This is a genomic window from Aquabacterium sp. (assembly GCF_049274795.1).
GTDB lineage: Bacteria > Pseudomonadota > Gammaproteobacteria > Burkholderiales > Burkholderiaceae_C > Aquabacterium.
In genome coordinates this window covers 30,257-50,285 of the sequence record NZ_JBASTH010000038.1, presented here as the reverse complement: position 1 = coordinate 50,285, position 20,029 = coordinate 30,257, and the positions used below count along the sequence as shown (strand labels likewise).

The following is a 20,029-nucleotide window of genomic DNA, read 5'->3' as shown; positions in this document are numbered from 1 at the left end:
TTGCATCCAGCCGTCACGTCCAGGAGCATCAGCGCCATGAAACCCCAGGAATTCAGCCAGCCCCGCACCGGCCAGCCCGGCGGCTCGGGCATCGAGCGTGCGCGTGTCATCGTGGTGGGCACGGGCTTTTCGGGCCTGTGCATGGGCGTCAAGCTGCGCGAAGCGGGTGAGGACGACTTCCTCATGCTCGAACGCGCGGGCGACGTCGGCGGCACCTGGCGCGACAACACCTACCCCGGCTGCGCCTGCGACGTGCCCTCGCACCTGTACAGCTTCTCGTTCGAGGCCAACCCTGAGTGGTCGCGCATGTACGCGCCCCAGCCCGAGATCTACGCCTACCTGCGCAACTGCGCCAAGAAGTACGAGCTGCTGCGCCACGTGCGCTTCAACACCAACCTGGTCGGCGCCCGCTATGACGAAGCCCGCGCCAAGTGGGTGGTTCAGGCCGAAGACGGCCGCCACTTCGAGTGCGACGTGCTGGTGTCCGGCATGGGCGGCCTGAGCAACCCCATGATCCCCAACATCCCGGGGCTGGAAACGTTTGAAGGCACCATCTTCCACTCCGCCACCTGGAACCACGGCTACGACTTCACCGGCAAGCGCGTGGCCGTGATCGGCAGCGGCGCCAGCGCCATCCAGTTCGTGCCGCAGATTGCGCCCTTGGTGGACAAGCTCGACTACTACCAGCGCACGCCCGCCTGGGTCGTGCCCAAGGACGACCGCCCGCTCACCGAGAGGGAAAAGGCCGAGTTCAAGGCCCACCCCTATCGTCAGCGCCTGCAGCGCATCAAGCAATACTGGCTGATGGAAGCACGCTTCCTGGCCTTCAAGTTCAAGCCTGAGTGGATGAAGCTGGTGGCCAAGGTGGCCAAGCACAAGATCGCCCGCGCCATCAATGACCCGGCCGTGCGCGCCAAGATCACGCCCGACTACACCCCCGGCTGCAAGCGCCTGCTGATCTCCAACGATTACTACCCGGCCCTGGGCCGCACCAACGTCGACGTGATCACCGAGGGCATCCAGGCCGTCACGGCGCGCGGCGTCATCACCAAGGACGGCGTGGAGCGCCCGGCCGATGCCATCGTGTTCGGCACCGGCTTCAAGGTGCAGGACCCGATCCCGCCGCGCACGGTGTTCGGCCGTGGCGGGCAGGACCTGGCCGAGCTGTGGAAGGAAGGGCCCGAGGCCTACAAGGGCATCACTGTGGCGGGCTTCCCCAACTTCTTCATCCTGATGGGCCCCAACACCGGCCTGGGCCACAATTCGATGGTGTTCATGATCGAGTCCCAGGTGCGCTACGTGACCGAGGCCCTCAAGACCATGAAGGAGCGCCGCATCCAGGCCCTGGACGTCAAGCCCCAGGCCCAGCAGCGCTTCATCGACAAGATCCAGGAAGACCTGAAGGCCACCGTGTGGAACTCCGGCTGCAAGAGCTGGTACCTCAACGACAAGGGCCGCAACGTCTCGCTGTGGCCCAGCTTCACCTTCGCGTACCGCCTGCGCACGCGATCCTTCGACATCGGCCAGTACAACGCGGAGCAAGCATGAGCGTCCAGTCCATCATCACCAACCTCGTGCTGCGTTGGCAGTTCAAGAACGGCAGCAAGGGCCCGCTGAACGTCGGCGCCGCCCGCCACAAGGTGGACAAGCTGGCCGACCGCTACCCGCCCCCGCCCAAGGAGATCAAGCACACCCCCGTGCCGGCCAACGCGGCCAAGGACCTGTGCCCGGCCGAATGGCTGAGCGTGGACCAACCCAAGCGCACGGTGGTGTATTTCCACGGCGGCGGCTACTTCTTCTGCAGCCTGAAAACACACCGCCCCACCTGCGCCTACCTGGCCCGCACGGCCCAGGCCCGCGTGCTGTCGGTCGATTACCGCATGGCGCCCGAGAACCCCTTCCCCGCCGCCGTGGACGACGCCGTGGCCTGGTGGAAGGAACTGCTGGCCCAGGGCACCGACCCGGCTGAAGTGGTGTTCGCCGGTGATTCGGCCGGTGGCGGCCTGGCCCTGGCCTGCCTGCTCGCCTCGCGTCAGCGGGGCCTGCCCCTGCCGGCCGGTGCCCTGCTGTTCTCGCCCTGGGCGGATTTGTCGTGCAGCGGCGAGACCATGAAGACCAAGGCCAAGGACGACGTGATGTTCAACCCGCACCTGCTGCCCGAAGCCGCGGCGCTGTACCTCAAGGGCCACTCGGACAAAGACCCTCTGGTCTCGCCCGTGTTCGGTGACCTGACCGGCCTGCCCGAGATCTTCATCTTCGCCAGCGAGCACGAGATCCTGCTGTCTGATTCGCTGCGCGTGCACGACAAGGCCCGCCAGCAGGGCGTCAAGAGCACGCTGACCCTGCGCCAGCGCCTGCCGCACGTGTGGCCCACCATGCTGATGCTGCCCGAGGCCCGCCAGGACCTGAAGCTGTCTGGCGACTTCGTCACCCGCGTCACCAGCGCCGCGCCGCAAGCCCGCGCCGCCTGAAGCGCCGCCCCGCAGCCCACACGCCCAACGGCTCACGCACCGCTCACGGACTGAATCACCATGAAGAACTTCAAGAACCAAGTCGCCGCCATCACTGGCGCTGCCTCCGGCATGGGCCGCACGTTGGCCGTTGAACTGGCCAAGCGCGGCTGCCATCTGGCGCTCAGCGACGTCAACGAGCTGGAGCTGGCCAAGACGGCCGAGCTGGCCGGCCGCCACGGCGTGCGCGTCACCATCACGCGCCTGGACGTGGCCGACCGCGCCGCCGTCTTCGCCTGGGCCGACCAGGTGGCCAAGGATCATGGCAAGGTCAACCTGATCTTCAACAACGCGGGCGTGGCCCTGAGCGCCAATGCCGGCACCGTGTCCATCGCCGATTTCGAGTGGATCATGGGCATCAACTTCTGGGGCGTGGTCTACGGCACCCAGGCCTTCCTGCCACACCTCAAGGCCTCTGGCGACGGCCACATCATCAACACCTCCAGCCTGTTCGGCCTGATGTCCGTGCCCACGCAGGGCACCTACAACGCCAGCAAGTTCGCGGTGCGCGGCTACACCGAGGCCCTGCGCATGGAGCTTGATCTCGAAGGCGCGCCCGTCAGCGCCACCTGCGTGCACCCGGGCGGCATCGCCACCAACATCGCGCTGGCCGGCAAGATCGACCCGGCCCTGGAAAAAGCCACCGGCGTCAGCGCCGACACCCAACGCCGCCGCGCCAACAAGCTGATCAACGTGACCACGGCCGAATCGGCCGCGCTGCAGATCCTGGCCGCCGTCGAGAAGAACGCCCGCCGCGTGCTGGTCGGCCCCGACGCCCGCATGCTCGACAAGATGGTGCGCCTGCTGGGCTCGTGGTACCAGCCGCTGGTAATGCGCCAGCTCAAGCGCATGAACGCCAAGTCGCGCCAGAGCGACAACAGCACCGCCCGCGCCTGAGCAGGTAGTGGAGAATCCGGCCAGATCCTTTCCTACTTACTGGAACCCTCTGGCAAATGAAGTGGCTCAAGCGCCTGTGGTGGAGCGCCGTTCTGATGGTGGTGGGCCTGGCGCTGGCCGTGTGGGCCACGTGGGAGCCCGACCGCCAGCTCGGTGACCTGGTGGCCCGCTGGGCGCCGCAGCCGTCGATGTTCATCGAACTCGACGGCATGCAGGTGCACGTGCGCGACACCGGCCCGCGCGACGACCCGCAACCCATCGTGCTGCTGCACGGCATGGCCTCCAGCCTGCACACCTGGGAAGGCTGGCGCCTGGCGCTCGAGAAGAACCGCCGCGTCATCTCGGTCGATCTGCCCGGCTTCGGGCTGACCGGCCCCAGCCCCCAGGGCGAATACCACATCGAGGGCTACACCCGCTTCGTGCTGCGCCTGCTGGACAACCTGGGCGTGCGGCGCGTGGTGCTGGCCGGCAATGCCCTGGGTGGCGAGATCGCGTGGCAGACGGCCCTGCTGGCGCCTGACCGCGTGCGCAAGCTGATCCTGATCGATTCAGACGGCTACCAGCTCTCGCCGCTGTCCCAGCCCATCGCGTTCCAGATCGCCGGGGCGCGCAGCCTGCGCTGGGTATCCGAGCGCATCCTGCCGCGCAGCGTGATCGAATCCAGCGTGCGCAACGTGTTCGGCCACCCCGACAAGGTCACGCAGGACCGGGTGGACCGCTACTTCGAGCTGGCACTGCGCGTGGGCAACCGGCGCGCGCTGTTCCAGCGCATGGACCAGGCGGACTCCGGCGCCAAGGAGCAGCAGATTCGCCTGATCAAGCAACCCGTGCTGGTGCTGTGGGGCGCCAAGGATGGCATGGCGCCCGTGGCCTTCGCCGACCGCTTCTGCGGCGACATCACCGTCTGCCAGAAGGTGGTCTTCCCCGACCTGGGGCACATCCCCCAGGAAGAATCGCCCACCCAGACGCTGGTGCCGGTGCTGCACTTCCTGTCGGCGCCATGAGCCTGCAGGATCACGGCCCGCATCAGCTGAGGGGCGACGAGGTGCAGCTGTGGCGCTTCTTCTATGAAGACGCCTGGGCGCAGGATGCCCTGATAGCCACCGATTACGACGCCCTCATCACCCCGAGCGAGCGCCAGCGCATGCTGGCCTTTCGCTTCGAGAAGGACCAGCGCCAGTACCTGGCCGCCAGGGCGCTGGTGCGCACCGTGCTCTCATTGCAGGCCAACACCCCACCGGCCGATTGGCGCTTTGGCGCTACCGCCCGGGGCAAGCCCTTCATCGAAGGCCCCGCGGCGCCAACGCCGCTGCACTTCAACCTGGCCCACACCCACGGCCTGGTGGTGTGTGCAGTCAGCACGGCGCACTCACGCCTGGGCGTGGATGTGGAATCGATCGACCGCCGCACCGCTGCGCTGGACATCGCCGACAGCCAATTCAGCCCCGCCGAATGCGCCTGGCTGCGGGGCATTCCCCCCGAGCAGTTGCACCAGGCCTTCATGCAGGTGTGGACGCTCAAGGAAGCCTGGATCAAGGCCACAGGCGAAGGCCTGAGCGCCGAGCTGAGTCAGTGCACCTTTGCCCTGCCTACGCCGCCCGTTGCCGGGCCTGCGGCCGTGCCGGCCACCTTCCATGGCGACAGCGCCGAGCAGGGCATGCATTGGCGCTTCATCCAGGCCCTGCTGCAGGATCGGTTTGCCGTGGCGGCGGGCGCCGACACCCAGGGCCAGCCCTTGAGGTGCCGGGTGTTCGACACGGTGCCACTGCGCCACCACGCCGAGCGGCCCGAGCTGGCCTTCACGGCAGCCTGAGCCGCCGCCACAGCCTGCACAGCGCCCAGGCGCTGAACCGCCGTCAGGCCTTGCGCACCTCGCGCAGCCAGCCGGCCTGCCGCACCACCGAGGCCACCACCTTGTCCAGCACGGCATCGAGTTCCGGCTTGGTCAGCGCGCCCTCGGCATCGAAGGCCTTGTCGGCGCCCGGCAGGCCCAGTTGCTCGGGCACCACCACCATCGCGAAGTTGGTGCTCAGGTAGGTGCGCACGATGGGCAGCGCGCGCATGCCACCCAGCGCCCCGGGCGATGCCGCCAGCAGGCCCACCGGCTTGCCGGCCGTGGTGCCCGTGCCGCCGGCCAGGCCATCAGCCGCCGGCACCGTGGACAGCCAGTCGAAGGCATTGATGAACAGCGGCGTGGGCAGCGCGTTGTACTCGGGGCTGGCCAGCAGCAGGCCGTCGTGCTCGGCGAACAGCTTGCGCAGCTCGAACGCACCCGTCGGGTGGCCGTGGGCGGCCACGTGGTCCGCATCGAACACGGGCAGCGCCAGGTCTCGCAGGTTCACGTGGGTGACCTGCGCGCCCAGCGCCTGAGCCTTGCGCGCGGCCAGCGCCAGCAGTTGCGTGTTGTGGGAGCCATCACGGGCGCTGCCGGCGATCGCCAGCAGCTTGACAGGAGCTTGGGAAGACATCTCTGAGGTACCTCGTTGGTCAAAAGATGGACCCTGCCGGATCCGGTTGGGGTGAATTGTCCCGCGAGCGCGGCGTAAAACGCCGCCGTTCCCGATTCGCGGTTACCCTTGCGGCATGTTCAGTTATCGACACGGCTTTCACGCCGGCAACCACGCCGACGTGCTCAAACACACGGTGCTGGTGCAGCTCCTGGAGCACCTCACGCAGAAAGACACGCCCTTCTGGGTCGTCGACACCCACGCGGGCGGAGGCCTGTACGACCTGGCCGCCGGCTACGCGGCCAAGAGCGGCGAGGCCAAGGGCGGCATCCACAAGGTCTGGGCCTCCCGCTCGGACCCAGCCCTGCCACGCGCCCTGCAGGACCTGATCGAGCAGATCGAGGTCTGCAACGAAGGCGACGACCTGCGCTGGTACCCCGGCTCGCCGCAACTGGCCGCGCAGATGCTGCGCCCCCGCGACCACCTGCGCATGTACGAGCTGCACCCCACCGAGAGCCGCGCCCTCAAGGCGCACTTCGCGGACGTGAAGCGCGGCGTCAGCATCGAGGTGGCCGATGGCTTCGCGGGCCTCAAGGGCATTCTGCCGCCGCCGCCCAAGCGCGGGCTGGTGCACATCGACCCGCCCTATGAGATGAAGGACGACTACCGGCGCGTCATCAGCACCCTGAAGGAGGCGCTGGCGCGCTTCCCGACCGGCGTATACGCAGTGTGGTACCCCATCGTGGCACGGCGTGAATCCGATCTGCTGCCCGACCAGCTCAAACGCCTGGCACCCGGCAAATGGCTGCACGCCAGCCTGCGCGTCAAGGCCAACAGCCGCGACGGCCTGGGCCTCAACGGCAGCGGCATGTTCATCGTCAACCCGCCATGGACGCTGTACGAGACGCTGGCCGAGGCCCTGCCCTGGATGGTGGAGAACATCGGCATCGATGACCATTCGGCGTACGTGCTGGAGTCGGACGTCAAGTAAGCGGCGTCTTCAGATCTCGCGGGCTGACGGGTCGGCCTCACCAAGGTCAAACACCAGCACCTCAGCCCTCTGCCCTTCGGACAGGGTCAGCAGGCCTTCATCCTCCAGCATCAGCGCATCGCCCTGGTCCAGCACCTCGCCATTGGCGGTGATGCGGCCCCGGGCGATCTGCACATAGGCCTTGCGGCCCGGCGCCAGCGCCAGCTTCGCGGTCTCGTCGCCATCGAACAGGCCCGCGTACAGGCGTGCATCGGCGTGCAGGCTCACCGAGCCCTCGGCGCTATCGGGTGATGCCACCAGGCGCAGGCGCCCGCGCTTGTCCTCGGCACTGAAGTGCTGCTGCGCGTAGCCGGGCTTCACACCCAATGCACTGGGCAGGATCCAGATCTGCAGCAGGTGCAGCTCGTCGTACAGGCTGGGGTTGATCTCGCTGTGCTGGATGCCCGTGCCCGCGCTCATGCGCTGCACGTCGCCCGGGCGGATGGTGGTGCCATGGCCCAGGCTGTCCTTGTGCGCCAGCTGCCCTTCCAGCACGTAGGTCAGGATCTCCATGTCGCGGTGGCCGTGCATGCCGAAGCCCCGGCCGGGCGCGAAGCGGTCCTCGTTGATCACGCGCAGGGGCCCGAAGCCCATGTGCTTGGGGTCACGGTACTCGGCGAACGAAAAGCTGTGCTGGGCGAACAGCCAGCCGTGGTCGGCCTGGCCCCGGTCCTCGCTGCGTCGCAGGGTTTTCATGCGCGGCTCCTCATCGTGTGCGGTCAATCTCGATGGATTCACTGTAGGAGCCGCAGCGCGGCCCACCATCGCACACCGCTGATGGCATCATTCGATTAATTTGAATCCCGCATGAACCCTTCGGAAGGACGCCGGCTCCCATGAGCCACCGCCGCCACGTGCTGACCCCGGAAGCCCTGGAGATGATGGACACCATCGAGCGCACGGGCAGCTTCGCCGCCGCCGCGCGCGAGTTGGGCAAGGTGCCCTCCGCCCTGACCTACAGCGTGCGCCAGCTGGAAGACGCGCTGGACGTGCTGCTCTTCGACCGCCGCTCGCGCCAGGCCCAGTTCACCGCCGCCGGCGAGGAACTGCTCAACGAAGGCCGCCGCCTGCTGGCCCAGATGGACGCCGTGGCCAACCGCGTGCAGCGCGTGGCCTCCGGCTGGGAGACGCAGCTCACCATCGCCGTCGATGGCATCGTGAGCCACGGCCCCTTGTTCGACCTGGTGCAGGCCTTCCATGAGACCTCGCCGCCCACCCGCCTGAAGATCCGCGACGAAGTGCTGACCGGCACCTGGGAGGCCCTGGCCTCCGGCCACGCCGATCTGGCCCTGGGCGTCACAGCCGGCCGCCCCGGCATCAGCGACATCCACATGGACACGCTGGGCGATGTCGAGTTCGTCTTCGTAGTGGCCCCCTTCCACCCGCTGGCCCGGCAGAGCGAGCCGATCAGCGCGGCCGAGCTCACCGCGCACCGCGTGATCGCCGTGGCCGACACCACCCGCCATTCGGAAACCGTCACCGTCGGCATCCTGCCGGGGCAAGATGTGCTGACCGTCTCGACCATGGGCGACAAGCTCGAAGCCCTGCGGCGCGGCCTGGGCTGCGGCTTCCTGCCCGATTACATGGTGCTGCCCGATGCGGAGGCCGGCCGCCTGCAGCGCAAGGAAGTGGCCCAGCCGCCGCGCGTGATCCGGGCGCACTACGCCTGGCGCCAGGCCAGCCAGCAGCCGGGCAAGGCCCTGGCCTGGTGGCTGAGCCAGTTGGGCAGCCCGACCACGCGCGCCGCCCTGCTGAGCGTGCCCTGCCTGAGTTGAGCGCACAGGGCATGCCAGACACCCCCGACATGGCCCTCATGACCGCCCCCGCGCAAGCTGCCACAGACCTGCCACAGACCAGCGCGCGCTACATCGGCCGCTTCGCGCCCTCGCCCACCGGCCCGCTGCACGCCGGCTCGCTGGTGGCCGCACTGGCCAGCTGGCTGGATGCCCGCGCCCATGGCGGCCAGTGGCTGGTGCGCATCGAAGACATCGACCCGCCCCGCTGCCAGCCCGGTGCCGACCGGATCATCCTGCAGCAACTGGCCGATTGCGGCCTGCATGCGGAGGGCGAGGTGATCTACCAGAGCCAGCGCAACGCGGCCTACCAGCACGCGCTGGACTGGTTGGCCGCCGCTGGCCACGCCTACCCCTGTGCCTGCACCCGTGCCGAGATCGCCGCCGAACATACCCGCCTGGGCTGGATCAAGCCACGCCATGGCGAACTGGTCTACCCCGGCACCTGCCGCCCCGCCGCGCCAGGGCTGGATGGGCTGAAAGGCCGGCCCGCCCGCGCCTGGCGTGTCGCCGTGCCGCAAGGCCCACAAGCGCTTTGGCCCTGGCATGACCGCCGCCTGGGCGATCAGCAACAGGCCCTGGACACCGAAGTCGGCGATTTCGTCGTGCGTCGCGCCGACGGCCTGTGGGCCTACCAACTGGCCGTGGTGGTAGATGACGCCGAACAAGGCATCACGGACATCGTGCGCGGAGAGGATCTGGCCGACAACACGCCGCGCCAGCAATGGCTGCAGCGCCTGCTGGGCGCCCCCACGCCCAGCTACCTGCACACGCCCCTGGTGCTGGATGCGCGTGGCGAGAAGCTGTCCAAGCAGCACGGTGCGCCAGCGCTCGACACATCCACCCCCGCCCTGGTGCTACAAGCCCTGCGTGACGCGGGTGGTGCACTGGGCCTGCCGCCGCTCGATGCGCCAACGCCGGCCGAATGGCTCGCCCAAGCCATCAAGGCCTGGCCATGGCAGCCTTGAACATGAACACGGCCTGACGGACCCACTCAGATCGCCCCGGATCATTCAGCTTCGTTCAGCCAAAGCCCGACCTCAAAAACCTCAGCGCTCGACCACCACGAAGTGCTTGCGCACAGGCTCCAGCACTTCGAACGCGCCCTCGAATCCACCCGGGATCACGGCGCCCTGGCCGGCCACCACCTCGGTCACGCCGCCCGCCTGGTCATGCAAGCGCAAACGCCCCTCCAGCACGAAGAAATACTCGTGTTTACGGGGCGCAAAGGCGATTCGCCAGCGTCCGACCTCGCAGATCCAGATGCCGGCAGCCACCCCATCCGGGCCGGATTCATACAGCGTCCAGGTCTCGCGCGTGGGGCATCCCACCTCACGCCGATCCTCGCGCGGCTGGTCGATGGCGGGGGCCGACAAGGGCACATCGAATCTCACGATGCGCGACGCTTCCCGCGCCTGCGGGGGCTGTGTCAGCCGATCGCCGTCCTGCGGCGTTGTTGTCGAGAGGGAACTCATTTCACACCCGTCCACACCAAACGCCATGAGCCCGATCCAGGCCCGCCACGGCGCGAAACCGCGCACTCTAGCAGCACCGCACTGCCCGATGGCGCAACACCCTGGCATGAACGGGGCATGAACCAACACCCCTTCGAAGTGATGACAATCCCAACCACGGGCCTCGCCAGCGCCCCTCAGCCGCTGGCCCGCACGCAAGTCACCCCCATGCACCTGCTCCTGCTCGAAGACGACATCGACCTTGGCCAGGCCGTGGCCGAACACCTGGAAGCCCAGGGCCACACCGTGAGCTGGCTCAAGACCTGCGAACAGGCCGACCGCGCCATGACCCAGCCCGACATCGAGTTGGCCCTGCTGGACCTGCGCCTGCCCGATGGCGATGGCATCGAGCTGCTCAAGAACTGGCGCGCCCGTGGTGATCGCCGCCCCGTGCTGATGCTCACCGCCCGTGACCAGATCAGCGACCGCATCAAGGGCCTGCAAGCCGGCGCCGACGACTACCTCGTCAAGCCTTTCGATCTGGACGAGATGGTCGCCCGCATGGAGGCCGTCAGCCGCCGTGTCGGCCTGAGCCAGGCGCCCGTGCTGCGCACCAACCGCGTCGCGCTCGATTTCGAGAACAAGGTGGCCCGCCTCGATGGCCAGCAGGTCACGCTCACCGCGATGGAGTGGTCGCTGCTGTCCTGCCTGGCCGCGCGCCCCGGCCACACGCTGTCGCGCCAGCAGATCCGCACGGCGCTGTTCCAGCCCGGCCGCATCGAGGCCGAGAGCAACTCCATGGAAGTCATCATCAGCCGCCTGCGCCGCAAACTGGGAACCGAACTGATCAGCACGCACCGTGGCCTGGGCTACCGACTGGACCTCTGAAGGCTGGAGCCTCGAGCGGCGGCTTCGCAACCGCCTGCTCGCCGCGATGACCGGGCTGTGGCTGCTGGGCTCCGGCCTGGCGCTGTACGCCCAGTGGAAGGAGACCAACCGCGTGCTGGACACGGCGCAGGAAGAGATCGCCACCACGCTGCTGCTGCTGCCCACGCCGCCTTCCACCGACAGCACCATCGTGCTGCCGCACCCGGCCATCTCGCACAACCAGGCCATGCTGATGCAGGTCTACGCCAAGGATGGCCGCCTGGTCTGGCGCACCCAGCAGGCCCCTGACAAGCCCCTGGCGCCCCTGGCCAAACACCTGTCAATCAGCGAAGGTGACTGGCACATCGTGGTGCTCCCCGCCCCGCACCTGGACCGCATCGCCGTGGTGGCCGCGCCCATGCATGACCGGCTCGAGGCCCTGCTCAGCGGTGCCCAGGCCCTGCTGCTGCCGCTGCTGGCCCTGCTGCCCCTGACTGCGCTCACGCTCACGTGGATGCTGCGCCGGGTGTTCCGCCGCCTGGATGACCTCAACCAGGATCTGCGCGCCCGCGACCGCGGTGAGCTCGACCCCGTGGCCGTGACCGGCCTGCCGCGCGAGCTGACCCCCTTGGCCGAAGGCCTGAACCAGCTGTTCGAGCGCCTGATGCAGGTGCGCCAGGCCGAACGCGCCTTCGCGGCCAACAGCGCGCACGAGCTGCGCACCCCCATCGCCGCCGCCCAGGCCCAGCTGCAGCGCCTGGTGCACGAGTTCACCCACAGCGTCACCATGCAGGGCGACGAGCGCACCGCCATGCTGCAGCGCATCGACACCCTGGGGCGCCAACTCACCCGCCTGCACCACCTGTGCGTCAAGCTGCTGCAGCTCTCACGCGCGGATGCCGGCGTGGGCCAGCACACCGAACCGGTCGACCTGATCGACGTGGCCCAACTGGTGCTGGAAGAGTTCAATCAGCCCGAGCAGCAGGCCCGCCTGCACCTGGAGCTGCCCACGGCCGCATCTGATGAACAGACGGGCGACACCATCGCCAACGAAAGCGTGATGGTGCAGGGCGACCTGGACGCCCTGGGCATCGCCCTGCGCAACCTGATCGAGAACGCCTTGCTGCACAGCGGCGAGACGCAGCAGGTCACCGTGCGCATCACGCCGCTGCCCTCCATCGAAGTGCTTGATGAAGGCCCCGGCATCCCGCCGGACAGGCTGGACACCGTGCGCCAACCCTTCGAGCGCGGCGAAAGCCCCTCGCCCGGCCACGGCCTGGGCCTGGCCATCGTCAGCGCCATCGCGCGGCAGATGGGCGGCACGCTGGATCTGGTCAGCCCGGCGGCCAACGGCCACGGCCTGCACGCCAAGCTGCTGCTGCGCCCGGCCTGAGGCCTGATCACCCCGCCTGCCGACGCAGGCGGCGGCTCACCTCACCCGCGTCATTTCACGAGGAAGTGCTCGCGGTAGTACACCAGCTCTTCGATCGACTCGTGGATGTCGGCCAGCGCAGTGTGCTTCTGCGCCTTCTTGAAGCCTTCGCTCAGGCCCGGCTTCCAGCGGCGTGCCAGCTCCTTGAGCGTGCTGACATCCAGGTTGCGGTAGTGGAAGAAGGCTTCCAGCTTGGGCATGTAGTTGGCCAGGAAGCGGCGGTCCTGGCAGATGGAGTTGCCGCACATGGGCGACTTATTGGCGCCTACGTACTTCTTGAGGAACTCGATCACCTGCTGCTCGGCCTCCGCCTCACCGACGGTAGAGGCCTTGACCCGGTCGATCAGGCCGCTCTTGCCGTGCGTGCCCTTGTTCCAGGCGTCCATCTTGTCCAGCGTCTCGTTGGACTGGTGCACGGCCAGCACGGGGCCTTCCACGCGCACGTTCAGGTGCGGATCGGTCACCACCACGGCGATCTCGATGATGCGGTCGCTTTCCGGCTTGAGCCCCGTCATCTCCAGATCGATCCAGATCAGGTTGTGCTCGCTGGGGGCCAGGGTGGTGGTGGATTGGGGGGTGCTCATGAAACCTCGATAGTGACTAGCCTACCCCCGATTGTGGCGCAGGCGGGCTGGGGCGGACCGTACACTTGCGCCCTATGAACACCCCTATTGTTCCCGCAGACGCCGTCACCCTGGCATTGGCCCTGTTGCTGGTGGCCTCTTTGCTGGTCAAGTTCTGGCTGGCCAGCCGCCAGGTGCGCCATGTGGCGCAGCACCGCGCCCAGGTGCCCGCCCCCTTCGCGGACACCATCACGCTGGAAAGCCACCAGCGCGCCGCCGACTACACCATCGCCAAGCTGCGCTTCGGCATGGTGGCCACCGCCGTGAGCTCGGCCGTGCTGCTGGGCTGGACGCTGCTGGGCGGGCTGGATGCCCTGAACGCCTGGCTGGTCGAGGCCTGGCTGCCGAGCCTGGGCCCGCTGGGTTACCAGTTGGCCCTGCTGGCCGCGTTTTCCGTCATCAGCGCCGTGATCGAGCTGCCGCTGGAGCTGTGGAACACCTTCCGCCTGGAGCAGCGCCATGGCTTCAACCGCATGACGCTCAAGCTCTGGCTGGGCGACCAGGTCAAGGGCACGCTGCTGGGCGTGGCCATCGGCGGCCCCATCGCCGCCCTGATCCTGTGGCTGATGGGCGCGGCCGGCAGCCTGTGGTGGCTGTGGGCCTGGTGCGCCTGGACGGGCTTTTCCCTCCTGATGATGGTGATCTTCCCCACCCTCATCGCGCCACTGTTCAACAAGTTCCAGCCCCTGCAGGACGAGGCCCTGAAATCCCGCGTGGAAGGCCTGATGCAGCGCTGCGGCTTCGCCTCCAAAGGCCTGTTCGTGATGGACGGCAGCCGCCGCTCTGCCCACGGCAACGCCTACTTCACCGGCCTGGGCGCGGCCAAGCGCGTGGTCTTCTTCGACACGCTGCTGGCGCGCCTGAACCCCGGCGAGGTCGAGGCCGTGCTGGCGCACGAGCTGGGCCACTTCAAGCACAAGCACGTGCTCAAGCGCATGATCAGTCTGTTCGCCATCAGCCTGGGCGCCTTCGCGCTGCTGGGCTGGCTGTCGCAGCAACTGGGCTTCTACGTCGGCCTGGGCGTGCGCCCCAACCTGGATGCGCCCAACGACGCCCTGGCCCTGCTGCTCTTCATGATGGTCGTGCCGCTGGTGGGCTTCTTCGCCGCGCCGCTGATGGCCACCTTCTCGCGCCGCGACGAGTTCCAGGCCGACGCCTACGCCTGCGCCCACGCCCAGGGCAGCGACCTGGCCCGTGCGCTCGTCAAGCTTTACGACGACAATGCCTCCACGCTGACCCCCGATCCGCTGTACGTGCGCTTCTACTACTCGCACCCGCCGGCCTCCGAGCGCCTGGCGGCACTGCGCACCCAGCCAGCCTTGATCCCTTGATGCCTCTGATGTCGCTGCCCACGCCGTTCCTGCTGTCGTTCAAGCCATGAGCACGCCCCTGCACCTCCAGCGCTGCCAGCACCAGGCCGGCCAGCCCCTGAGCCCGGCCGAACTGGCCGCCCTGCTGCAGCAGGTCCAGGGCTGGGCTGTGATCGACGGCGCGCTGCAGCAGCGTTTCAAGTTCGCGGATTTCCGCCACACCATGGCCTTCGTCAACGCCGTGGCCTGGATCGCCAACGAGCAGGACCACCACCCCGACATGGCCGTGAGCTACAACCAGTGCACCCTGCGCTGGAACACACACTCCGTGAACGGCCTGTCGATCAACGATTTCATCTGCGCCGCCCGCGTGGACACCCTCGCCTCATGAAGCGCGCGAGCGCAGCAGGCCGTGGCGGCCGGGCCAAAGGCGCCAAGGGCGCCGGCGCCGAGGTCGGTGAAGAAGGTCTGGTCGTGGCCACCCACGGCCGCCATGTCGTGGTTGAAGTCGCTGACGGCAGCCGTCTGATCTGCCACCCGCGCGGCAAGAAGAGCGAGGCCGTGGTCGGTGACCGCGTGCGCTGGCAGCACACGCTGGAGGGTGGCGACGAAGGCGTGATCGTCGCCGTGGCCGAGCGCCGCAACCTGCTTTACCGCCAGGACGAATGGCGCAGCAAGTCCTTCGCGGCCAACCTGGACCAGTTGCTGATGTGGATCGCCGTGGAGCCCGTGTTCAGCGAAGCGCAGCTCACGCGCGCCCTGATCGCCGCCCGATCGGCCGACATCCCGGCCACCATCGTGCTCAACAAGATCGACCTGCCGGGCACCCCCACCGCGCGCGAGCGACTGGCACCGTACAAGGCCATGGGCTACCCGGTGGTCGAGCTATCGCTCAAGCAGGAAACCGATGCCGCACGCACCCAGATGGCCCCGTTGCTGGACGGCAAGGCCACGCTGGTGCTGGGCCCCTCGGGCGCCGGCAAGAGCACGCTGATCAACACCCTGCTGCCCAACGCCCGCGCCGAGGTGGGCGAGATCTCGCAAGCGCTGAACTCAGGGCGGCACACCACCACCTCCAGCCTCTGGTACTGGCTGGACGAGGCGCGCAGCAGCGCCGTGATCGATTCGCCGGGCTTCCAGGAGTTCGGCCTGCACCACATCGAGCCGACCGAGCTGCAGCGGCTGATGCCCGACATCGCCGCGCACATGAACGACTGCCGCTTCCACAACTGCACGCACCGGCAGGAGCCGGGCTGCGCCGTACAGGCCGCCGTGGCGCAGGGCCAGATCAGCCCCATGCGCCTGAGCCTGTACACCGCCCTGTTCGACGAACTGAGCCAGCCGCGCTGGTAAGCTCCAAAGCACCTCCGAAAGCCCCCCAAGCCCCATCAGGACCGACGTCATGAGCGACCATCTCTCTGCCCTGGAACCTTCGCTCGATGCCTTCAGCCAGGGCCGGCTGGGGCTGCACGAACTGGCCACACAGTGGCGCGAAGCCGCACGGCAGCATCAACCCACCTTGCCCGCGCGCTACCTGGACGTGCTGGACCGCGTGCTGAGCCAGTTGGAATCGAGCGCTCTGTTCACGGAAGAAAGCTGCTCCTTCAGCCAGGCGGACATGCTGAGCGCCCTGCGCGATTGGCTGCACAAGGCACGGGCCTTGGGCGCGCACTGAGCCGTCAAACTTCGGGCCGCGCCACCGAACTCCAGGCCGCCTCTGCCAGCATCTCCCGGTACTGCATCGGCGACGATTTCACCCGCCCTGACAGCCAGGCGCGGCAGTAGTTCTCCGCCTGCCCGATGATCAGCGACGGGAACAGCTCTGCTGGCCACTCGCGCAGCTGCGCCACCCGCTCCGGCTGCATGAACCAGGCCATCAGCGCCTTGCCCACCTGGCGATTGCGCTGCTGCAACTCCGCCCCGTGCGGCCCCTTGGCCACAGCCGAGCGCGCCTGGAACACATAGCGCGCCAGTTCCGGCTGCGCCACCACCCAGTCCACATAGCTGTAGACCAGCGTGGCCACGCCGTCCTTCAGGCTCTCGGCCTTGGACAGCCCCTGCTCGCGCAGCGCCGCCTGGTCGTCCATCGCCGCGAAGAACAGCGCCGCCACCAACCCTTCCTTGCTGCCGAAGTGGTGGTACAGGTTGCCCACGCTGGCATCGCAGCGCTCCTTGAGCATCTCGATGGTGGTGGGCTCGATGCCGTGCTCGTTGAAACAGGCCAGCGCCCCGCCCAGGATGCGGCGCTTGAGCTGCGCCCGCGCGCCCGGGTAGGCACGCTCCAGCACTGCGGACACGCCCGCGTTCATCGACCACACCTCACGCACGACTGGTTCATGGATCTGTATTTGATGCCGAATAATATTCCAGAATATTATTCTTTTAACCAATCGAGGTCCAGCAGATCCCTGGATCTTGAAAGCCTTCCCATGAGCCAGCTTCTCGCCCTGTACAACAGCGCCGGCGCCGAACAGTTCACCGCCGCCGTCTGCCAGTTCGCGCCCTACTTCAGCACCATCACGCCCAGCTTCACCGAGTTGCGCGCCGGTCGCGCCGAGGCCACCGTGCCCTTCCGCCGAGAGATCACCAACCACCTGGGCACCGTGCACGCCATCGCGCTGTGCAACGCGGCCGAACTGGTCGCCGGCACCATGACAGACGCCTCCATCCCCGCCGGCCACCGCTGGATCCCCAAGGGCATGACGATGCAGTACCTGGCCAAGGCCAAGACCGGCGTGCGCGCCGTGGCCGATGGCAGCAACGTGCCCTGGACCGAGCCTGGCGACCACGAAGTGCCCGTGGACATCTTCGACGAGCAGGGCACCAAGGTCTTCCACGCCCGCATCACGATGAACATCAAGGCGGCCTGAGCCTTCTTGAGCGGCCCACCGGCACTGGAGACCACACCATGTCCGACATGCTCGCCATCGGCCGGGAGATCTTGGCCACCCAAGGCTTCAGCCGCCTGCTCGGCACCGAGATGACGGCCTACGGCCCCGACGGGGTCGAGCTGCGCCTGCCCCTGCGCCCTGAACTGCTGCAGCAGAACGGTTTCGCGCACGGCGGCGTTGTCAGCTACCTGGCCGACAACGCCTTGACCTACGCAGGCGGTGCCGCCATGGGCATCGGTGTGCTCACGGCAGAGTACAAGATCAACTATGTGCGCCCTGGCGTGGGCAGCACCCTGGTGGCGCGGGCCGAAGTGCTCTAGGCGGGCAAGAGCCTGGCCACCTGCCGTTGCGATGTCTTCAGCGTGCTGGAAGATGGCACCGAGAAACTCTGCGCCACTGCGCAGGGCACCATCGCCAAGGTGGGTGGCTGAGCCGCCTGGATCAACCGATCAGGTTGGCCAGCGACAGCAGCGCCAGCAGCAGCATCCACAGCACCACCGAACGCCAGATCAGGGCCACCACGTTGCGCAGGTGGTCCATCTGCGGCAGTACACCAGCGGTGCTGCCCACAGCCGCAGCAGCCTCGGCGCTGTCACCCTCGCTGAGGGTACGGGACACGTCCTGGCCCGCAGCAGGCGCCGACAGGCCACCCAACTGAACCCCCACCGCGCCAGCCGCAGCCGACAGGATGACGCCTTCATTGGGCTGGGCCCACAGGTTGGCGTAACGCCGCCAGGATTCGATCGCCTCTTCGAAGTTGCCCACCACGGCAAAGCCGAAGGCGGTGAGGCGCGAAGGCACAAAATCGATCAGGTCGAAGAGCTTGCCGGACAGGATGCGCAGTTGATCATGCGTGGCCGCGCCAGTGACATGGCTGCGGTAGGCCCAATAGCGGCTGGTGAACTCGGCCATGCGGTACATCACCGCGCCCATCGGGCCCAGGCCCACGGTGGACAGCGCCACGAACCAGAAGAACACGCCGAACACGTGGCGGTGCGCGGCCAGCAGCGAATACTCGATCACATGGCGCAGCAGCTCGCGGCGCGGCAGGTCGCTCGCGTCCACGTGGCGCCACTGGGCCAACAGTTCACGCGCACGGTCTTCCTTGGCTTCGTCCAGCGCATCGCGGATCGCGGTGAAGTGGTGGCTGAACTGGCGGAAACCCAGCGTGAGGTACAGCACGACCACATCCCACACCAGCGCCAGCACGGTGCTGTAGCGGTTCACGGCCACGTAGCCCACGCCGATCAGCAGGGCCGGCGCCACCACGGTGATGGCCCACACCACGCGGGCGTGCACAGCCGCACCCGCATCGAAATTGCGGCCCACCCAGCGCACCCAGGCCGTCAGGCCCTGGTGGACGGGGTTGTTGTTCGGCAGCGGCTTGAGCTGTTCGATCAGCAGGGCGAACAGCACGGCGAAGAAACTCATGCCCGGATCATAGCGGGGTGGCCCGGCGCTCGCCTCAAGCCGCCAGGAAACGGTACAGATTTCGCAACATCGCAGCGGTGGCGCCCCAGATGAAATGATCTTCGTCACGCCCCGGCGCGCGCCAGGGCATCGAGAAGTAGCGCATGTCCAGGCCAGCGGCCTGCGCCAAACGCTGCTGGTGGTTGGCCGGGTTCATCAGGAAGGCCAGCGGCACCTCGAAGATCTCGGCCACTTCACAGGGTTCGGGCGTGAGCGCCAGGGCCACGGCCTCGTCAGCATGGGCCTGCACCAGGCCCACCACCGGCGTGACGACAAAGCCCGTGCCGGTGATGTAGGGCGGCAACTCGCCGATCACCTCCACCCGCTCAGGCGCCAGGCCCACTTCTTCTTGCGCCTCGCGCAAGGCCGTGGCGCGGGCATCGACATCGTCTTCATCCTTGCGCCCGCCAGGAAAGCTCACCTGGCCGGCGTGCGCCTTGAGGTGGGCTGTGCGCTGCGTCAGCAGCACTGACAGGACCGCCGCACCGCCGTCCGCCGCCTGGCGGATCACCAGCGGCACCAGCACGGCAGCCGGCACCGGTTGCGCGGCTCGCCAGAAACGTTCGACCTCGGTGTCGGCCTCCCACTCGGGCGGGTTGGCAAAGCGCTCACGCAGCGCCTCGGGCGTGAGGCGGGCCGGATCGAGCAGGGGCAGGTCTTCCGTCGGGGGCAGCAAGGCCGCAGTGCGGGGGTCGAAAGGCAGGGGCAAGGCCATAAGCTCCCATGGTAGCCAAAGGCGCCATCCCGCATGGGCAGCAGGGCTCGGTGAAAGCACCCGGTAGGGGCCTGGCGCCACGGGAATCCGGGCATGAAAAAACCGCCTGGGCGGATGCCGAGGCGGTTTTTGCGTGTGGCGGCTGCAAGGGCTGCCAGGCACGAGAGAACGGCTTAGGCCAGCTTCTCTTTGATCCGTGCCGACTTGCCGCTGCGCTGACGCAGGTAGTACAGCTTGGCACGACGCACGTCACCACGACGCTTGACGTCGATGGAGGCGATCAGGGGGCTGTACAGCTGGAACGTACGCTCCACGCCTTCGCCGCTGGAGATCTTGCGGACGATGAAGCTGGAGTTCAGGCCGCGGTTGCGCTTGGCAATCACGACGCCTTCGTAGGCCTGCACTCGCTTGCGGGTGCCTTCAACCACGTTGACGTTGACGATCACGGTGTCGCCAGGGGCGAACGCGGGGATGGTTTTGTTCAGGCGAGCAATTTCTTCTTGCTCGAGCTGACGGATCAGGTCCATGGATGCTCCTAAAACGATCATGCTTGCGCCTAAAATGTTAGAACCTGGCCAGGCAGAGGATCG

General features: G+C 67.8%; 23 protein-coding genes and 1 pseudogene. 16 read left to right on the top strand and 8 right to left on the bottom strand.

Features of this window, described 5'->3' with window-relative positions; all coding sequences use genetic code 11:
* The first annotated feature begins 36 nt into the window (after positions 1-36).
* The 5 genes from WAQ08_RS06230 to WAQ08_RS06210 are packed head-to-tail and all read left to right on the top strand — an operon-like array spanning position 37 to position 5,220.
* Entirely contained in the window at positions 37-1,548 is a 1,512-nt protein-coding gene (locus tag WAQ08_RS06230) for a flavin-containing monooxygenase (protein WP_422190058.1), read from the top strand.
* The gene (locus tag WAQ08_RS06225) at positions 1,545-2,471 is read left to right on the top strand and encodes an alpha/beta hydrolase (RefSeq protein ID WP_422190056.1); all 927 of its coding nucleotides are present in this window, start codon (positions 1,545-1,547) and stop codon (positions 2,469-2,471) included. The genes WAQ08_RS06230 and WAQ08_RS06225 overlap by 4 nt, the downstream gene beginning before the upstream one ends.
* Before the next feature lie 60 nt (positions 2,472-2,531).
* A complete protein-coding gene (locus WAQ08_RS06220; protein WP_422190054.1) occupies positions 2,532-3,407 on the top strand; it encodes an SDR family NAD(P)-dependent oxidoreductase in 876 nt (291 codons plus the stop codon).
* A gap of 56 nt (positions 3,408-3,463) precedes the next feature.
* Complete coding sequence (locus tag WAQ08_RS06215; protein WP_422190052.1) at positions 3,464-4,411, top strand: alpha/beta fold hydrolase; 948 nt, start codon at positions 3,464-3,466, stop codon at positions 4,409-4,411.
* Positions 4,408-5,220: a 4'-phosphopantetheinyl transferase family protein gene (locus tag WAQ08_RS06210; protein ID WP_422190050.1), complete on the top strand. Its 813-nt coding sequence runs from the start codon at positions 4,408-4,410 to the stop codon at positions 5,218-5,220. The genes WAQ08_RS06215 and WAQ08_RS06210 overlap by 4 nt, the downstream gene beginning before the upstream one ends.
* 43 nt (positions 5,221-5,263) lie before the next feature.
* Here WAQ08_RS06210 and WAQ08_RS06205 read toward each other — a convergent pair whose 3' ends face one another.
* The gene (locus tag WAQ08_RS06205) at positions 5,264-5,875 is read right to left on the bottom strand and encodes an NADPH-dependent FMN reductase (protein ID WP_422190048.1); all 612 of its coding nucleotides are present in this window, start codon (positions 5,873-5,875) and stop codon (positions 5,264-5,266) included.
* Positions 5,876-5,990: 115 nt separating this feature from the next.
* Here WAQ08_RS06205 and WAQ08_RS06200 point away from each other — a divergent pair, with 115 nt between their 5' ends.
* A complete protein-coding gene (locus WAQ08_RS06200) occupies positions 5,991-6,845 on the top strand; it encodes a 23S rRNA (adenine(2030)-N(6))-methyltransferase RlmJ (protein ID WP_422190046.1) in 855 nt (284 codons plus the stop codon).
* 9 nt (positions 6,846-6,854) lie between these two features.
* Here the strand turns inward: WAQ08_RS06200 and WAQ08_RS06195 are convergent, their stop codons facing one another.
* Complete coding sequence (locus tag WAQ08_RS06195) at positions 6,855-7,580, bottom strand: pirin family protein (protein ID WP_422190044.1); 726 nt, start codon at positions 7,578-7,580, stop codon at positions 6,855-6,857.
* 140 nt (positions 7,581-7,720) lie between these two features.
* Between WAQ08_RS06195 and WAQ08_RS06190 the strand changes: the two genes are divergently transcribed.
* The gene (locus tag WAQ08_RS06190) at positions 7,721-8,659 is read left to right on the top strand and encodes a LysR family transcriptional regulator (RefSeq protein ID WP_422190042.1); all 939 of its coding nucleotides are present in this window, start codon (positions 7,721-7,723) and stop codon (positions 8,657-8,659) included.
* Positions 8,660-8,670: 11 nt separating this feature from the next.
* Positions 8,671-9,645, top strand: coding sequence for a tRNA glutamyl-Q(34) synthetase GluQRS (gluQRS, locus tag WAQ08_RS06185; RefSeq protein ID WP_422190040.1), 975 nt, complete (start codon positions 8,671-8,673; stop codon positions 9,643-9,645).
* Positions 9,646-9,726: 81 nt separating this feature from the next.
* Here gluQRS and WAQ08_RS06180 read toward each other — a convergent pair whose 3' ends face one another.
* Positions 9,727-10,152: a cupin domain-containing protein gene (locus WAQ08_RS06180; protein ID WP_422190038.1), complete on the bottom strand. Its 426-nt coding sequence runs from the start codon at positions 10,150-10,152 to the stop codon at positions 9,727-9,729.
* Between the two features lie 117 nt (positions 10,153-10,269).
* On the opposite strand from WAQ08_RS06180, the gene WAQ08_RS06175 reads away from it, so the two are divergent.
* Positions 10,270-11,019 (top strand): response regulator transcription factor, encoded by a 750-nt coding sequence (locus tag WAQ08_RS06175; RefSeq protein ID WP_422190036.1) that lies wholly within the window; start codon positions 10,270-10,272, stop codon positions 11,017-11,019.
* The gene (locus WAQ08_RS06170) at positions 10,991-12,391 is read left to right on the top strand and encodes a HAMP domain-containing sensor histidine kinase (protein ID WP_422190034.1); all 1,401 of its coding nucleotides are present in this window, start codon (positions 10,991-10,993) and stop codon (positions 12,389-12,391) included. Before WAQ08_RS06175 ends, WAQ08_RS06170 begins: the two co-directional genes overlap by 29 nt.
* Before the next feature lie 50 nt (positions 12,392-12,441).
* On the opposite strand, the gene orn is transcribed toward WAQ08_RS06170, so the two are convergent.
* Positions 12,442-13,014: an oligoribonuclease gene (orn, locus tag WAQ08_RS06165; protein WP_422190032.1), complete on the bottom strand. Its 573-nt coding sequence runs from the start codon at positions 13,012-13,014 to the stop codon at positions 12,442-12,444.
* A 74-nt stretch (positions 13,015-13,088) separates the two neighbouring features.
* On the opposite strand from orn, the gene WAQ08_RS06160 reads away from it, so the two are divergent.
* The 4 genes from WAQ08_RS06160 to WAQ08_RS06145 are packed head-to-tail and all read left to right on the top strand — an operon-like array spanning position 13,089 to position 16,038.
* Positions 13,089-14,384, top strand: coding sequence for a M48 family metallopeptidase (locus tag WAQ08_RS06160; protein ID WP_422190030.1), 1,296 nt, complete (start codon positions 13,089-13,091; stop codon positions 14,382-14,384).
* A gap of 46 nt (positions 14,385-14,430) precedes the next feature.
* The gene (locus WAQ08_RS06155) at positions 14,431-14,754 is read left to right on the top strand and encodes a 4a-hydroxytetrahydrobiopterin dehydratase (protein ID WP_422190028.1); all 324 of its coding nucleotides are present in this window, start codon (positions 14,431-14,433) and stop codon (positions 14,752-14,754) included.
* Positions 14,751-15,716 carry a ribosome small subunit-dependent GTPase A gene (gene rsgA / locus WAQ08_RS06150; protein WP_422190026.1) on the top strand — a complete coding sequence of 322 codons (966 nt, stop codon included), beginning with the start codon at positions 14,751-14,753 and terminating at the stop codon, positions 15,714-15,716. Before WAQ08_RS06155 ends, rsgA begins: the two co-directional genes overlap by 4 nt.
* A gap of 49 nt (positions 15,717-15,765) precedes the next feature.
* Positions 15,766-16,038 (top strand): hypothetical protein, encoded by a 273-nt coding sequence (locus tag WAQ08_RS06145; RefSeq protein WP_422190024.1) that lies wholly within the window; start codon positions 15,766-15,768, stop codon positions 16,036-16,038.
* A gap of 4 nt (positions 16,039-16,042) precedes the next feature.
* On the opposite strand, the gene WAQ08_RS06140 is transcribed toward WAQ08_RS06145, so the two are convergent.
* Positions 16,043-16,672, bottom strand: coding sequence for a TetR/AcrR family transcriptional regulator (locus tag WAQ08_RS06140; RefSeq protein WP_422190287.1), 630 nt, complete (start codon positions 16,670-16,672; stop codon positions 16,043-16,045).
* Positions 16,673-16,792: 120 nt separating this feature from the next.
* Between WAQ08_RS06140 and WAQ08_RS06135 the strand changes: the two genes are divergently transcribed.
* Both WAQ08_RS06135 and WAQ08_RS06130 read left to right on the top strand, forming a co-directional pair.
* Positions 16,793-17,233 (top strand): hotdog fold domain-containing protein, encoded by a 441-nt coding sequence (locus WAQ08_RS06135; protein WP_422190022.1) that lies wholly within the window; start codon positions 16,793-16,795, stop codon positions 17,231-17,233.
* A gap of 38 nt (positions 17,234-17,271) precedes the next feature.
* Positions 17,272-17,685: pseudogene (locus WAQ08_RS06130) on the top strand (PaaI family thioesterase).
* Positions 17,686-17,695: 10 nt separating this feature from the next.
* Here the strand turns inward: WAQ08_RS06130 and WAQ08_RS06125 are convergent.
* The 3 genes from WAQ08_RS06125 to rplS form a co-directional block, all read right to left on the bottom strand.
* Positions 17,696-18,685, bottom strand: a complete 990-nt coding sequence (locus WAQ08_RS06125; RefSeq protein ID WP_422190020.1) for a CobD/CbiB family protein — start codon at positions 18,683-18,685, stop codon at positions 17,696-17,698.
* A 34-nt stretch (positions 18,686-18,719) separates the two neighbouring features.
* Complete coding sequence (locus WAQ08_RS06120) at positions 18,720-19,439, bottom strand: CoA pyrophosphatase (protein WP_422190018.1); 720 nt, start codon at positions 19,437-19,439, stop codon at positions 18,720-18,722.
* Positions 19,440-19,612: 173 nt separating this feature from the next.
* Positions 19,613-19,966 carry a 50S ribosomal protein L19 gene (gene rplS / locus WAQ08_RS06115; RefSeq protein WP_422190016.1) on the bottom strand — a complete coding sequence of 118 codons (354 nt, stop codon included), beginning with the start codon at positions 19,964-19,966 and terminating at the stop codon, positions 19,613-19,615.
* Between the last annotated feature and the right edge of the window lie 63 nt (positions 19,967-20,029).